Annotated in this window: 17 protein-coding genes; 6 read left to right on the plus strand and 11 right to left on the minus strand. The window is 69.1% G+C overall.

Features of this window, described 5'->3' with window-relative positions; all coding sequences use genetic code 11:
• The first annotated feature begins 56 nt into the window (after positions 1-56).
• Positions 57-1022 (plus strand): GNAT family N-acetyltransferase, encoded by a 966-nt coding sequence (locus G6048_RS41145; protein ID WP_165344722.1) that lies wholly within the window; start codon positions 57-59, stop codon positions 1020-1022.
• On the plus strand, positions 1003-1503 hold the full coding sequence (locus G6048_RS41150; RefSeq protein ID WP_165344723.1) for a DUF402 domain-containing protein: 501 nt from the start codon (positions 1003-1005) through the stop codon (positions 1501-1503). The genes G6048_RS41145 and G6048_RS41150 overlap by 20 nt, the downstream gene beginning before the upstream one ends.
• Before the next feature lie 122 nt (positions 1504-1625).
• On the opposite strand, the gene G6048_RS41155 is transcribed toward G6048_RS41150, so the two are convergent.
• Positions 1626-2240, minus strand: a complete 615-nt coding sequence (locus tag G6048_RS41155; RefSeq protein WP_165344724.1) for a class I SAM-dependent methyltransferase — start codon at positions 2238-2240, stop codon at positions 1626-1628.
• Between the two features lie 174 nt (positions 2241-2414).
• Between G6048_RS41155 and G6048_RS51205 the strand changes: the two genes are divergently transcribed.
• On the plus strand, positions 2415-2549 hold the full coding sequence (locus tag G6048_RS51205) for a hypothetical protein (protein ID WP_106972494.1): 135 nt from the start codon (positions 2415-2417) through the stop codon (positions 2547-2549).
• 4 nt (positions 2550-2553) lie between these two features.
• Here the strand turns inward: G6048_RS51205 and G6048_RS41160 are convergent, their stop codons facing one another.
• The 6 genes from G6048_RS41160 to G6048_RS41185 are packed head-to-tail and all read right to left on the minus strand — an operon-like array spanning position 2554 to position 7696.
• Positions 2554-3015, minus strand: coding sequence for a GNAT family N-acetyltransferase (locus G6048_RS41160; RefSeq protein WP_165344725.1), 462 nt, complete (start codon positions 3013-3015; stop codon positions 2554-2556).
• A gap of 30 nt (positions 3016-3045) precedes the next feature.
• Positions 3046-4218, minus strand: coding sequence for a DUF475 domain-containing protein (locus tag G6048_RS41165; RefSeq protein WP_165344726.1), 1173 nt, complete (start codon positions 4216-4218; stop codon positions 3046-3048).
• Positions 4219-4614 carry a universal stress protein gene (locus G6048_RS41170; protein WP_165344727.1) on the minus strand — a complete coding sequence of 132 codons (396 nt, stop codon included), beginning with the start codon at positions 4612-4614 and terminating at the stop codon, positions 4219-4221.
• A 42-nt stretch (positions 4615-4656) separates the two neighbouring features.
• Complete coding sequence (locus G6048_RS41175) at positions 4657-6156, minus strand: tripartite tricarboxylate transporter permease (RefSeq protein WP_165344728.1); 1500 nt, start codon at positions 6154-6156, stop codon at positions 4657-4659.
• Entirely contained in the window at positions 6156-6689 is a 534-nt protein-coding gene (locus G6048_RS41180) for a tripartite tricarboxylate transporter TctB family protein (RefSeq protein ID WP_165344729.1), read from the minus strand. The genes G6048_RS41175 and G6048_RS41180 overlap by 1 nt, the downstream gene beginning before the upstream one ends.
• Positions 6686-7696: a Bug family tripartite tricarboxylate transporter substrate binding protein gene (locus G6048_RS41185; RefSeq protein WP_165344730.1), complete on the minus strand. Its 1011-nt coding sequence runs from the start codon at positions 7694-7696 to the stop codon at positions 6686-6688. Before G6048_RS41185 ends, G6048_RS41180 begins: the two co-directional genes overlap by 4 nt.
• 97 nt (positions 7697-7793) lie before the next feature.
• Between G6048_RS41185 and G6048_RS41190 the strand changes: the two genes are divergently transcribed.
• A complete protein-coding gene (locus G6048_RS41190; RefSeq protein WP_165344735.1) occupies positions 7794-9455 on the plus strand; it encodes a sensor histidine kinase in 1662 nt (553 codons plus the stop codon).
• The gene (locus G6048_RS41195) at positions 9452-10126 is read left to right on the plus strand and encodes a response regulator (RefSeq protein WP_165344731.1); all 675 of its coding nucleotides are present in this window, start codon (positions 9452-9454) and stop codon (positions 10124-10126) included. Before G6048_RS41190 ends, G6048_RS41195 begins: the two co-directional genes overlap by 4 nt.
• A 51-nt stretch (positions 10127-10177) precedes the next feature.
• Here the strand turns inward: G6048_RS41195 and G6048_RS41200 are convergent, their stop codons facing one another.
• Positions 10178-11038, minus strand: a complete 861-nt coding sequence (locus G6048_RS41200) for an esterase/lipase family protein (RefSeq protein WP_165344732.1) — start codon at positions 11036-11038, stop codon at positions 10178-10180.
• 173 nt (positions 11039-11211) lie between these two features.
• Positions 11212-11658, minus strand: a complete 447-nt coding sequence (locus G6048_RS41205; protein ID WP_165344733.1) for a MarR family winged helix-turn-helix transcriptional regulator — start codon at positions 11656-11658, stop codon at positions 11212-11214.
• A gap of 92 nt (positions 11659-11750) precedes the next feature.
• Between G6048_RS41205 and G6048_RS41210 the strand changes: the two genes are divergently transcribed.
• Positions 11751-12125: a cupin domain-containing protein gene (locus tag G6048_RS41210; RefSeq protein WP_165344736.1), complete on the plus strand. Its 375-nt coding sequence runs from the start codon at positions 11751-11753 to the stop codon at positions 12123-12125.
• 17 nt (positions 12126-12142) lie between these two features.
• On the opposite strand, the gene G6048_RS41215 is transcribed toward G6048_RS41210, so the two are convergent.
• Both G6048_RS41215 and G6048_RS50460 read right to left on the minus strand, forming a co-directional pair.
• The gene (locus tag G6048_RS41215) at positions 12143-13120 is read right to left on the minus strand and encodes a DNA polymerase Y family protein (protein WP_165344734.1); all 978 of its coding nucleotides are present in this window, start codon (positions 13118-13120) and stop codon (positions 12143-12145) included.
• Positions 13117-13373 (minus strand): hypothetical protein (locus G6048_RS50460; RefSeq protein WP_235990975.1); only part of this gene is annotated, 257 nt, incomplete at its 5' end. The genes G6048_RS50460 and G6048_RS41215, both read right to left, overlap by 4 nt.

Raw genomic sequence — 13373 nt, forward strand, 5'->3', positions numbered from 1 at the left:
CGTCGGCAGCGTAAGATGTGTCTAAGAGAAACCCACCCCCACGTAGCGTCAGCAACATGACAGTGATCGTCCGCGACTTCCGCCCGGCAGACCCGGCAGACGCCGAGGGCTTCGCCCGGATCCGGCAGCTGGCCCTCCCCTTCATGCTCTGCACGGCCGAGTCCATCGCCTACGACGTCGCGCACGCCCACCCGGACGCCCACTTCCGCCCCTTGGTCGCCGAGGAGAACGGCGAAATCATCGGCACGGCCCAGGTGGGCATCGCGTACGACAGCCCGGAGCCCGGCCAGGGCTACCTGAACGTGTACGTGCACCCGAACCGGGAGCACCGAGGCGCAGGCTCCCTGCTCGTGCGCAGAGCAGAGGAGCATCTGGCCGCCCTCGGCGCGACGAAGCTCTTCGCCTTCGTCACGGACACCCCCGCGAACCGCACCTTCGCGGAGAAGCGCGGCTACCGCGCAAGCCGCTCGGCGCACTTCCTCCGCCTCGACCTGGCACACGCGGCACTGCCGCCCCGCCAACCTCTCCCACCGGACGTCGAAGTCCGCACTGGCGCGGACTTCGCGGACGACCCCCGCCCCCTGTTCGCCCTGGACGCCGAAACGCTGGCGGACGAACCGAGCGACATCGACCACGAGTTCACGGACTACGAGGCCTGGCTCCGCGAAACCTGGCATCACCCCCTGCTCAGCCACGAACTGACCTCGGTCGCCGTCATCGACGGCTGCCCCGCCGCCTTCAGCGCGGCCCGCACCGACGGCGGCACCCTCCCCCACTCTCGGCTCCGCTCGAGCGGGGGCGCCCCCATCGGCACCGTGATGACCGGCACCGCCCGCGCCCACCGAGGCCGCGGCCTGGCCAAACTCGCCAAGAACGACTCCCTGCACCGCGCCCGGGCCGCCGGCTACACGGAGGCGTTCACAGGCAACGACACCGGCAACGGCCCGATGCTCGCGATCAACAAGTGGTTCGGCTACGAAATCTGCGCCACGGAGGTGCACCATGTCCGCGAACTCGGCTGAATCCACCGCCCACTTGGACATCGTCCTGGTCAAGGGCGGCCGCACGAAGATCCGTTACGCCGCCGAACTGCTCGCCGACGACGGCACCCGGATCGCCGTCCGCGCCCCCTGGGCCGGCGACGTCGCCCGCGACTTCGGCTTCGTACGGTTCGAGTCCGGCGACATCTTCACCGAGTACTACTGGCGCGACCGGTGGTACGCCGTGAAGGAGGTCCGCGACTCCACAGGCACCCTCAAAGGCTGGTACACCGACATCACCCGCCCGGCCATCCTCTCCGGCACCGAACTGGTCGTAGAGGACCTCGACCTGGACCTCTGGCGCTCAGCGGACGGCCGAACCGTACTGCGCCTGGACGAGGACGAATTCGCGGCCAGCGGTCTACCCCAGACCGACCCCGACGCCGCGTCCGCCGCCATGGCCGCCCTGGACGAGCTGGAACTCCTGGCCCGCGAGGGCGACTTCGAGGCACTCCTCGCCTGAGCGCTCCGCTGGTGAGCGGGGCCCCCATCGCGGCGGAGCCGCATATCGACACTGCCCCGCGCCCCTGAAGGGGCGCGGACTTCGGCAAGTCCGCTCAGCCAGCGCCAGCGCCGGCGCATCGCTCAGACCACCGCCACCACCGCATACCTCTCGTCCTCCACCTCCCGCCCCCACAACAACGCCTCGCCCGACAGCCGCTCCACCCGCACATCCCGCATCAACGGCGTCAGCAGCGCGGTCAGCCGGTCGGCGGATATCCCCACCGGGCTCACCGTCCCCCACAAACCCTCTATCAACACGAGCCGTCCGCCAGGGCGGAGCAACCCGCGCCAGTTCCGCAGGGCACGCTCGGGATCGGGCAACGCCCACAGCACATGCCGTACGAGCACGACGTCGAAGCGCTGCTCGCCGACCGGCGGAGCCGCCGCGTCGCCGACTAGGAAGACCGCGTCACGGCCGGCCAGCTTGGCGCGGGCCAAGTCGACCATGCGGGGCGAGAGATCGACGCCGGTGACCCGGTGGCGCTGCTCGGAGGCGAGCAGTGACAGGCTGCCGGTGCCGCAGCCCAGGTCCAGTACGTCGGACGGGCCGCGGGGCAGCCAACCGCGGAGCCGGGCCGCCCAGGCCTCGCGGACGGCGGGGTCGCGCATCCCGTGGTCCGGCTCGTCGTCGAAGGTGGCGGACTCGGCGTCCCAGTCGACGTCGGCCCATGTCTCGCGCTCACTGTTGCTCGCCATGTGCCCAGAGTGACACCCGGCACTGACAACGCCGGGTCCGAGCGTGACGACCGCCACTGAAACCGCAGGCCAGGGCGTGACCGCCGCCATAGACAGGCGGCCCCCGATGAGTCACGCTCCCGGGAACGGTCTACCCATACAACCGCGATACCCGGTAGGCCCAAGGAGGCAGTCATGCGTCGTGTGACCCTGCAGAAGCCCCTCAAGAAGTCGGACTCCCGCCGCGTACGGGAAGAGGCCGACACACGCCCCGCCGAGCGCCCGGAAGTCCGAAAGGACATTCAACGCACCTGGTGGCCGGACGGCTGACCCGTCAGGGCACCAGCCGCTTGCGGTAGTGGAGCCGGTCGTACGGCCCCTCCGCGCGACGTTCCATGAGCTCGTACCCGTATCTCGGGTACAGCTTCTGGTTCTCCCACATCATCGCGTTCGTGTAGAGCCTGACCTCGTCGAGCCCGAGCGCACGCGCGCGTGCGTCCACGAACGCGAGCAGCCGCCGCCCGACGCCCTGCCCGTGGGCGTCGGGGTGGACGGCGATGGTGTCGAGGTACAGATGGTCCTCGTGGGTCTCCAGAACCAGGAGGCCCACGACCGGATCCCCGGTGACGTACACCCGCCCCGCCGCGATGTTCGCCGCGTGGTCCGCCTCCATCGGCACGGGCACCAGCCCGATGCGCTCGATGTAGGGCTGGAACGCCGCGTCGATCACGGCCTTCACGGCGGGCTCGTCGCCGGCTTCGGCGAGGCGGATGTCGTCAGTCGTGCCTGCGGTCATAGCTATGTCATACCTGCGGTCGCCGGCCGGTCACACCCCGGACGGGGTCTCGGTCTTCTCGTCAGAGGTCAGGACTTTCGCCTCGGACGCCTCGGACGCCTCGGACGCCTCGGACGCCTCGAGCGACCTGTTGCGGCGGACGGACGAGAGGAAGGATGCCGCGATCAGGAAGACGCCGACCAGGCCGGTGATGATCTCGCTGATCTCGTGCTGGATGGTGATGAGCAGGATCGCGGCGAGGGCGCCGATGGCGTAGTGGGCGCCGTGCTCCAGGTAGACGTAGTCGTCCAGGGTGCCCTGACGGACCAGGTAGACCGTCAGTGAGCGGACGTACATGGCGCCGATGCCGAGGCCGAGCGCCATCCAGAAGATGTGGTTGGTGATGGCGAAGGCACCGATCACGCCGTCGAAGGAAAAGGACGCGTCCAGGACCTCGAGGTACAGGAAGAGGAAGAACGCGGCCTTGCCGGCGAGACCGACCGCCGAAACCGGCTTGCCCTCAGCTCTCGCCTTCTCCTCCTCCTCGTGTTCGTGCTCCTCCTCTTCTTCGAGCTTGTCCTCGAAGTACCCGGACAGGCCGCCCACGACCAGATAGGTGATCAGACCGGCGACGCCGGAGAGCAGGACCGTGGCCGCCTTGTCCGCATGGCCCGTGCTCACATGCGCGTGGGTAGCGAAGGTCATCGCGGTCACGAGCAGAACGATGAGCGCGACGCAGGCCGACAGCATGTCGATCCTGCCGAGCTTGGCGAGCGGGCGCTCCAGCCAGGCGAGCCACTTGATGTCACGGTCCTCGAAGACGAAGTCGAGGAAGATCATCAGCAGGAACATGCCGCCGAAGGCCGCGATCGCCGGGTGGGCGTCGGTGACCAGGTCCTCGTATCGGCCCGGATCCTCGATGGCGAGCTGCACCGCCTCGATGGGGCCGACTTGGGCGCTGATGGCGACGATCACGACCGGGAAGACCAGCCGCATACCGAACACCGCGACCATGATGCCGATGGTGAGGAAGATCCTCTGCCAGAAGGCGTTCATCTTCTTCAGGATCCCGGCGTTGACGACCGCGTTGTCGAAGGACAGCGAGATCTCGAGGATCGACAGGATCAGTACGATCCCGAAGGCCTCCCAGCCCCACTGCCACGCGGCGAAGGCAAGGCCGGCCGCCGTGACGGCGAACGACCAGCCGAACGTCCTCAGGATCATCTACTGCGCCGCCTTCACCGCGAGTACCGGACAGTCGACGCCCAGCAGGATCTGCTGCGCCTGGGAGCCCATGATCAGCTTGCCGACCGCGCTGCGCCGCCGGAGACCGATCACCACCAGGGACACAACGGCCTGCTCCGCCAGTTCGATGATCTCGTCGGCGGCGTCGCCTGCGCCGAGCAGCTGGCGGATGTCGAACTCGATCCCCAGCGCGGCCAGGTCCTCGCGGACATGGGCCAGATCGGACTCCTGCGCGAAACGCGGGTCCGCGTAGGCGTCACCCCTCGAGGTGTTCAGCACCAGCAGCTTCTCGCCGCGCAGGCGGGCCTCGTCGATCCCCGCGCGCAGCGCGGCCTCACCCTCGGGTGAGGGTACGTATCCGACCAGTACGGTCATGTCTGCTCTTCCTCCCAGGCACTCTCAGTGCTCTCAGCGCTCTCAGGCATTTCGCTCACGCAGGGGACGTACGACGAACCGTCGGATCAGCGGCCAGACGAGCACCAGCAGGATCGCCGTGTAGACCACGTAGGACACCGGTCCGCCCACCAGCCCGGACAGTTCGCCGCCCGACAGCTGCAGGGAGCGCCGTCCCTGCAGCTCGGCTCGCGGGCCGAGGATGACGCCGACGATCAGCGGCAGCACCGGCAGGCCGAACCGCCGCATCGCGAATCCGAGGAGACCCAGCGCCAACAGCACGAACAGGTCCAGGGGCTGGGCGTTGACGGCGTACGCACCCATCGACGCGAAGAACAGGATTCCCGCGTACAGATAGGGGCGCGGAATCCGCAGCAGCTTCGCCCAGGCGGGCGCGAGCGGCAGATTCAGCAGGAGCAGCAGCAGATTGCCGACGAACAGGCTGGCGATCAGCACCCAGACGAGGCTCGCCTCACGGTCGAACAGCAGCGGCCCGGGCTGGATGCCGTACCCCTGGAACGCCGCGAGCATGACCGCGGCGGTCGCGTTCGTCGGCAGCCCGAGCGCCAGCATCGGGACCAGGGTGCCCGCCGCGGAGGCGTTGTTCGCCGCCTCCGGACCGGCCACGCCCTCGATCGCGCCCTTGCCGAACTCCTCGGGGTGCTTGGTCAGCCGTTTCTCCGTCGCGTACGACAGGAAGGTCGGGATCTCCGCACCGCCTGCCGGGAGAGCGCCGAACGGGAAACCGTACGCCGTGCCCCGCAGCCAGGGCTTCCACGACCGCTTCCAGTCCTTCTTGCCCATCCACGGCCTGCCGACCGGGATGATCTCGGCGGGCCTGCGCCGCAGATGCGCGGCCACCCACAGCGCCTCACCGACGGCGAAGATGCCGACGGCCACGACGACCACGTCGATCCCGTCGGCGAGCTGGGGGATGCCCAGGGTGAGCCGTTGCTGCCCGGACACCGCGTCGATGCCGACCATGCCGATGGTCAGGCCCAGCAGCAGCGAGATCAGGCCCCGGACGCGTGACGAGCCCAGTACCGACGTGACCGCGATGAAGGAGAGCAGCATCAGGGCGAAGTAGTCCGGCGCACCCAGACTGACCGCGAAGTCCACCACGATCGGCGTGACCAGCACCAGCAGCAGGGTGCCGATCGTGCCCGCCACGAAGGAACCGATCGCGGCGGTGGCGAGCGCCTGCGCGGCCCGGCCGGCCTTGGCCATCTTGTTGCCCTCGATGGCCGTCACCACCGAGGACGACTCGCCGGGGGTGTTCAGCAGGATGGAGGTGGTCGAGCCGCCGTACATGCCGCCGTAGAAGATGCCCGCGAACATGATGAACGCCTGCACCGGCTCCATGCCGTAGGTGATCGGCAGCAGCAGAGCCACCGTCATCGCCGGGCCGATGCCCGGCAGCACGCCCACAGCGGTGCCGACGAGGACGCCGATCAGCGCCAGCAGCAGGTTCATCGGATCCATGACGTCCGCGAAGCCCTGCATGAGGTTGTTCAGGTTGTCCATCACAGGATCCCTTGCAGCACACCGGCCGGGAGGTTGACGCCGAGCCCGATCGCGAAGGCGTAGAACGTGGTGAGGGACAGCGTCACCGCGATCAGCAGATTGCGGACGTAGTGCCGGTTCCCGAGGGCGAAGGCGGTGCCCCAGAAGAGCAGCGTGCCGCTGATCACCCAGCCGAGCGGTTCGATCAGCACCGCGTTCACCACGAAGGCGGCGATCAGCATCAGTACGGTGCGCCAGTCGCTGCCCATGGACAGGTCGACGTCCTCGCCGGCCTCCGGCTCACCGTGGCCGCCCCGGGCCACGTCGACCGCGTACACCACCGCGACCACCAGGAGAAGCACACCCAGGAGCACCGGCACCGCGCGCGGCCCGACCGGGTCGGTGCTGCTGGTGACGTGCGCTATCCCGAGCCCGTCCACGATGACGGCCGTGCCCAGCAGGGCGAGGAACGCGCACACTCCGTACTGTGCGCGGTCCCCACCCCGGGGCGGACGGGCGTCGTCCACGCTCCGTTCGTTCAGCTCGGAGCTCATGCCAGGCCGAGCTCTGCCAGCAGGTCGGCGACGGCCTTGTCCTGCTCCTTCAGGTAGGTGCCGAACTCGTCACCGGTGGCGAAGGCGTCCGTCCAGCCGCGCTTGGTCAGCTCGTCCTGCCACTGCTTCGAGTCGTGCATCTTGGTCAGGGCGTCGATCCAGGTCTTCTTCTGCTCGTCGGTGATTCCCGGAGGGGCGACGATGCCGCGCCAGTTGGTGAAGACCAGGTCGATCCCGGAGTCCTTGAGGGTGGGGGCGTCCTTCACCGCGTCGATCGGCTTCTCGCTGGTCACCGCCAGCACCCGCACCTGTCCCGCCTCGATCTGGTCGAGGAACTCGCCGAATCCGCTGGCGCCGAAGGCGACCTTGTTGCCGAGGATGGCGGGCAGCAGCTCGCCGCCGCCGTCGTACCCGACGTAGTTGACCTTCTTCGGTTCGATGCCGACGGTCTTCGCCAACTGCATCGGAAGCAGATGGTCCGGGCCGCCCGGCGAGGAGCCACCGCCCACGGCCACCTTCTTGGGGTCCTTCTTCCACGCGGTGACCAGGTCGTCGATCGTCTTGTACGGGGAGTCCTTCGACACGACGATCGCGCCGGCCTCCTCGATCAGCCTGGCGAGCGGCGTGGTGTCGGTCAGCCCCGCCTCCGACTTCGAGGTGTACGCGGCACCGACGACCCCCAGCCCCATCTGCATGGCAAGCTTGCCGTTGCCCTTCTCGTTCACCAGGCGCTGCAGGCCCACGGTGCCGCCGGCGCCGGGCAGGTTGTACACCTGGACCCCGGACGCCGCCTTGGAGTCCTGCATCACCTGGGAGACGGTCCGGGCGGTGACGTCGTAGCCACTGCCCGGGGTGTTGGGCACCATGAGGCGCAGGCCGGTTGCGGGCTTGTCGGCCGCGCCCGCACTCCCCGATTCCTCCTTGTCCGCGGTGGCACCGCAGGCACTGGCAGCGAGCATCGACACGGTGGCAAGAGCGCCGAGAAGTGCGGCTCTGCGAGTTCTCATGGCTCATCTCTTTCGCTTGGGCGGGTCCGGCGCCATGATTGTGCGGTTCCTCGGACACCCCGTCTCCGTTGTGTGAGCATTGAAGGTTGAGTTCATAGTGGTCGTGACGTCCCGCCGCCATACGCTCGCCGGTGAGCTGCTGGTATTGCAGCTCGTCGGCGTCGTGGTCGTGCTCGTCGCGGTCGCCGCCGTCTCGCTGTCGCAGTCGAAGGCGACGTTCGACCGGGTCGAGGGCCGCCGGGTGACCGCCCTCGCCGAGGAACTGGCCGGAAACCCACTCATGCGCAGCCAGCTCGTCCGTCCCGCACCCGCCGAGACCCTCGCACCGCTGCTCCAGACCAAGCTCACCCCGGCGAACGTCACTTCCGTCACGGTCGCCGACGCCCACGGCCGGATCGTCGCGGCCACCAATCCCACGCTGGTGGGGACGCGGCTGCCGGTCGACGGGCCGAGCGTGTCGCAGGCGCGCGGCTGGTCGGGGGAGCTGCCGGTGGACGGGGTCCGCGAGCTGGTGGCCCAGGTCCCGGTGCTCGGTGAGAAAAAGCCCGACGTCGGCGAGCATCTCGGCACGGTCATGGTCGGACGGGCGTCACCGACGGTCTGGCAGCGGCTCGGCGGCGCCTCGTCGTATCTGCTCACCTACCTCGGCATCGCGAGCGCGCTCGGGGTGGCCGGGGCCTGGCTGCTGGCCCGGCGGATCAAGCGTCAGACCTTCGGCCTCGAACCACGCGAGATCGCCGGCCTCGCCGAGCACCGCGAGGCGATGCTGTTCGGCATCGCCGAGGGCGTGGTCGCGCTCGACCCGCAGCTGCGGATCACGCTGGTCAACGAAGTCGGCCGCAGACTGCTCGAACTTCCCGAGGACTGCGTCGGAATGAGCCTGGCCGATCTGGGCATCGCGGGCAGGCTGTACGACGTACTGGCCGGGGCCGGCGGTGAGCATGGCCCCGGACACGGTATCGAGCAGCGTGACGAGGTGGTCGTACGCCGGGGCCGGGTGCTGGTCATGAACCGGATGGACGTCACCAAGGACGGCCGCCGGCTGGGCTCGGTGACGACCCTTCGGGACCGTACCGAACTGGCCCAGCTCGAACGCGAACTGGGCTCGTTCCGCAGCAGCACCGAACTGCTTCGAGCGCAGGCCCACGAGTTCTCCAACCAGTTGCACACCATCTCCGGACTCATCCAGATCGGCGAGCACGACGAGGTCGTGCGCTACGTCCGTGCCCTGCGGAAGCACCGTGAGTCGCTCGATCTGACCCTCACCAGCCGGGTCCGCGACCGGGCCGTCGCCGCACTGCTCATGGCCAAGTCCGCGCTCGCGGCGGAGCGCAAGGTCAGGCTGCGGATCTCGGAGCTCACGGCGCTGGAGAGGCTGGAGCCGATGGACGCCGCGGACGTGGCGACGGTGCTCGGCAATCTCGTCGACAACGCCCTCGACGCGGCCGCGGCCTCGGACCACGAGGACGACGCCTGGGTGGAGGTCGAACTGCGCCAGGACGCCTCGAGCGTGGAGATCGTGGTACGTGACTCGGGTCCCGGCGTGGCTCCCGAGCTCGCGCAGGAGGTGTTCTCCCATGGCTTCACCACGAAGGCCGCACAGGGCGGCGACCGGGGTATCGGCCTGGCGCTCACCCGGCTGGTCTGCACGCGCAGAGGTGGCGAGGTGTCGGTGGCCAATACAGAGCCGGGCGCCATGTTCACCGCCCGCATGTCCGTGGGGCAGTTGACCGATCGCGAGACGGAGGAAGTCCGGTGATCGACGTACTGGTTGTCGAGGACGATTTCATGGTGGCGCGGATCCACCGCGGATTCGTCGACGGTATCGAGGGCTTCCGTGTGGTCGGAACGGTGAACTGCGGGGAGCAGGCGCTCACCGCCGTCGCCGAGTTGCAGCCCGACCTGGTCCTGCTCGACCTCTACCTGCCCGACATGTTCGGTCTGGATGTCATTCCCCGGCTGCGGACGGCGGGCCATGACTGCGATGTGCTGGTGATCAGCGCCGCCCGCGAGGCAGAGGCCGTCCGGGGCGCCGTCCGCCAGGGCGTGGTCGACTACCTGCTGAAACCGTTCGACGCCGCCGACCTCAAGGAACGACTGGAACGTTACAGCGCCCGGCGCGGCAATCTGCACACCGCCGTGGTCACCGGGCAGGCCGACGTGGACCGGGCACTGGGCCGAGTGACGGCACCGGCTCGGACACCCACACTGCCGAAGGGCATGAGCGTGGAGACCGCGGAACTGGTCGAACGCGCACTGCGCACAGCCGACGGAACCCTCTCCGCGGCCGAGTGCGCGACCCGGGTCGGCATCTCCCGTGTCAGCGCCCGCCGCTACCTCGAGCACCTCACTGTCACGGACCGGGCCGAGGTGTCGCTGCGCTACGGGCACACGGGCCGGCCCGAGCGCCGCTACCAGTGGCAGGCCTAGGGCCGTGTCGAAGGTGGCGCCTGCCCGGCGACGCCACCTTCAGCACAAGCCCTAGTTCCAGACGGAAGCGCAGGTGGTCGGCTTGGCGTGCGCCGGATCAAGGGCGTTGGCCACCTCGTGGTGGGCGACGCGGCTGAACAGGCCGAGGGCCACATGCTCGGAGAGGTCGGCCGCACACAGGTCCTGGAGCACGACATTGCGTACGTTCGGGCCGTCGAGGAACTGCGAACGGTACGGCGTGACCACCTCGTCGTACTTGGTGGCGATGACCGTGTAGTCGACGCCCGGCACCGTGTCGCCGCCCGCGTTGAGTTTGGCCAGGAAGGCGGAGCCGGCCGTCTGCTCGGCGAGGGACGGCGTGGACTTGGACAGCAGGTCGCCCACGCCGGGGAAGTACGGCAGCAGGTTGGTGAGGCCGTTCAGGGTGGTGCCGTGGTTGCTGGGCCCGAGACCGACGAGGGCGTTCACCTTGGCGGCTCCGCCGAGGAACTTCAGGTAGTAGCGGGGCATCAGGCCGCCCTGCGAATGGCCCACGAGGTCGGTCTCGGCGGCGCCGGTCGCGGCGAGCACCTTGTCGATGTAGGACCGGAGTTGCTCTGCCGACTTGTCGATCGGGCCTAGGCCGTGAAAGAGGGGGACGCCGGGGAGTTGGCCGTAGTCGAGCGAGAAGACGCAGTAGCCGCGCTTCTTCAGATACGGCGCGAGGGCCAGCCAGTTGTCGACGGAGTTCCCGAAGGTGCCGTGGGCGAGGACGACGGGGCGGGGATGGGCGGCCGAGGGCTTGCAGGAGTAGTTGTTCCAGCCCGAACTGGGGGCGGCCTTTGCCTGTGCGGTGGCGGCGGGGGTGACGAGGACGGCGGCGGTCAGCAGCAGCGCGGCCAGCGATCTGGCCACTCGCTTCCAGGGCAGCATCGAGTGATCTCCTTGCGGCTCAAGGGAGTTGCGACGACGTACGCCCTGTGATCCGGATCACGAGGATGCTGTTCACTTGTCAAGTTACGGACGAGTAGTGCAACTGTGAAGTACGCGTCAGCAAAAACTTCCAGTGATAGCCGACGACGACACCGAAGCAGACTGACGGAGTGTCACCAGTTGGGCTTAATGGGCCCAGAGGGCGCGATACGCATCAACCGGTCCCGCAGCGCCCGGACTTCACGTTCGCCGAGCAACTCGACCCACGGCCGCACGGCCTCCGCCGCCGCTTCCTCCGCGGCCCTCGTGCAGGCCCACCCCTGCTCGGTCAGCACCACCAGCCGGGCGCGCGCGTCATGAGGGTGGGGCCGCCGCTCGGCGTATCCCTTGCGCACGATCTCATCGACGAGCTGACTCGCGGCCTGCTTCGTCACGCCCAGATGGACGGCAAGCTCGGTGACCGTCGCACCACCCGGGGCGAGCCGGGTGAAGGCGAACCCGTGCGCGGGCCGCAGTCCTTCGAAGCCGCGGGCCTCGACCCCGTCATGGATGCGCTGCGTCAGCTCACCGGCGACGGCGAGCAGGGCGGCGGACAGGGCCATGGCCTCGGAGTTCTGCACGCATGCATTCAAACATCTTGACGAACTAGTCAAGCTGCTTGACCATAAGCAGGTAGTCAAGCAGCTTGACCATCTATCCGGAGGCCGCCACCATGCCCATAGTCCGCTCGTCCGAAGCCGTGACCCACGAGATCCACGGCGTCCGCTTCATCTCGTACGCCACTCCCCGCAGCGGAAGCAAAGAACTGTGCGCCTGGCGTGGCGAGATACCCGCCGGGACCAGAGCCCCCGCGCACACCGTCAATCGCGAGGAGATCTTCCACCTGCTCGAAGGCGAACTCCTCATCACCCTCGACGGCCGCACCGAACGCATCGCCCCGGGCGACACCGTGATCATCAACCCGGGCGCCACCCTCCGCTTCGAGAACCCCACCGACCGGACCGCGATCTCCTGGGTCACCACCTCGATCGGCCTGGAAGCGGAGCTGACCGACGGGAGTCGAATCACTCCGCCCTGGGCCAACTGACAGGCCCGCAAAGGCACTTACGCTAAAGCCAGCGACCCCGGAATCACCGCCCGCGGCCCGAACTTCGCGCGTGCCTGGTCCGCCACCTCCTCGAGGCGGCGGGCCTTCTCGTCCAGGGCGTCGAAGGTGAGCTGGTGGGAGGCCTGGTCGGCGGGGGTCAGGCCTTCGGCTCGCAGGGCGAGTGCGCGGACTCGGGCGCGCTGGAGGCCGAGCGTCTCGTACATGCGGTACGCGGCGTCGGTGAGTGCCGGGGAGTGGGCGGTCGGCTCGGGGAGTGTACGGGTGCGGGTGGTCATGGAACGGTCGGCGTAGCGGACGGTGAGGGTGAGCGTGCGGCACACCTTTTCCAGGGCGCGCAGCCGGGCGCCCAGTTCCTCGGTGGCGGAGAGCAGGGCGCGCCGGTGCCGGGAAGGGTCCAACTCGTCGCGGGGGAAGGGGCGTTCGGCGGCAAGCGAGCGGGAGACGGCATTCGGTACGACCCGCCCGCGGTCGATGCCCTGCGCCATCTCGCGCAGTTCGCGGCCGGTACGGGCACTGGTGAGCCGTTGCAGGGTCGACAGCGGCGCGGCGGCGACCTTGCCGACGGTGTCGAGGCCGTACTCGCCCAGGGTGCGGGCGGTGGCGGCGCCGACTCCGGGGAGCGCCGCGACCGGCTGTTCGTCCAGGAACTCCGTGCGGGCGCCGGGCTCTTCGGGCACCACGCGGGTCTCCCCCGGCCTGGTGCCGCGCAGCGCCATGCGGGCGAGCATCGGCCCTGGCCCGGCCCCGATCGCGCACTCGGCGCCGTACCAGGCGAGCGCCCGCACCCGTATCAGTGAGGCCAGTCCCACCACGTCCCGCCCGAAGTACCGCTCGGCACCCCGCAGGTCCAGCAGCGCTCCGTCGGGCGGCAGTGCCTCGATGACGGGGGTGAACTCCTCGAGCATGCCGAGGAGTTGGGGCAGGGCAGCCTCGTACTCCGGACTCAGCTGAAAACGTACGCAGAGGATGGTCATCCCGCACTCCCCGGACTCTGGTGCCACAACTTCCTTCCGCTCGCGGGTCCTTCGCCCGCCGGGCGCAGATCCGCCCACGGATGCATTTCGTATCCCGTGGGCATATGGATTCGCCGGTCGCCCGTCGAATCTCCCTCGCCCCCAGAGCCATCGGAATCCCCCGCGCCGCACCGGCTCGGGCGCGACCCTGCGCGGCGCCGACTCCGCCTCACTGAAGACGCTGCCACGGTCCGCCTGCGCGAGACCGTGCAGG

The organism is Streptomyces ureilyticus, assembly GCF_011045025.1.
Classification (GTDB): Bacteria; Actinomycetota; Actinomycetes; order Streptomycetales; family Streptomycetaceae; genus Streptomyces; species Streptomyces ureilyticus.

Excerpts from the sequence above, each read along its gene's own strand:
- G6048_RS41145 (WP_165344722.1), top strand. The coding sequence starts at position 57 with ATGACAGTGATCGTCCGCGACTTCCGCCCGGCAGACCCGGCAGACGCC.
- G6048_RS41150 (WP_165344723.1), top strand. The coding sequence starts at position 1,003 with ATGTCCGCGAACTCGGCTGAATCCACCGCCCACTTGGACATCGTCCTG.
- G6048_RS41155 (WP_165344724.1), bottom strand. The coding sequence starts at position 2,240 with ATGGCGAGCAACAGTGAGCGCGAGACATGGGCCGACGTCGACTGGGAC.
- G6048_RS51205 (WP_106972494.1), top strand. The coding sequence starts at position 2,415 with ATGCGTCGTGTGACCCTGCAGAAGCCCCTCAAGAAGTCGGACTCCCGC.
- G6048_RS41160 (WP_165344725.1), bottom strand. The coding sequence starts at position 3,015 with ATGACCGCAGGCACGACTGACGACATCCGCCTCGCCGAAGCCGGCGAC.
- G6048_RS41165 (WP_165344726.1), bottom strand. The coding sequence starts at position 4,218 with ATGATCCTGAGGACGTTCGGCTGGTCGTTCGCCGTCACGGCGGCCGGC.
- G6048_RS41170 (WP_165344727.1), bottom strand. The coding sequence starts at position 4,614 with ATGACCGTACTGGTCGGATACGTACCCTCACCCGAGGGTGAGGCCGCG.
- G6048_RS41175 (WP_165344728.1), bottom strand. The coding sequence starts at position 6,156 with ATGGACAACCTGAACAACCTCATGCAGGGCTTCGCGGACGTCATGGAT.
- G6048_RS41180 (WP_165344729.1), bottom strand. The coding sequence starts at position 6,689 with ATGAGCTCCGAGCTGAACGAACGGAGCGTGGACGACGCCCGTCCGCCC.
- G6048_RS41185 (WP_165344730.1), bottom strand. The coding sequence starts at position 7,696 with ATGAGAACTCGCAGAGCCGCACTTCTCGGCGCTCTTGCCACCGTGTCG.
- G6048_RS41200 (WP_165344732.1), bottom strand. The coding sequence starts at position 11,038 with ATGCTGCCCTGGAAGCGAGTGGCCAGATCGCTGGCCGCGCTGCTGCTG.
- G6048_RS41210 (WP_165344736.1), top strand. The coding sequence starts at position 11,751 with ATGCCCATAGTCCGCTCGTCCGAAGCCGTGACCCACGAGATCCACGGC.
- G6048_RS41215 (WP_165344734.1), bottom strand. The coding sequence starts at position 13,120 with ATGACCATCCTCTGCGTACGTTTTCAGCTGAGTCCGGAGTACGAGGCT.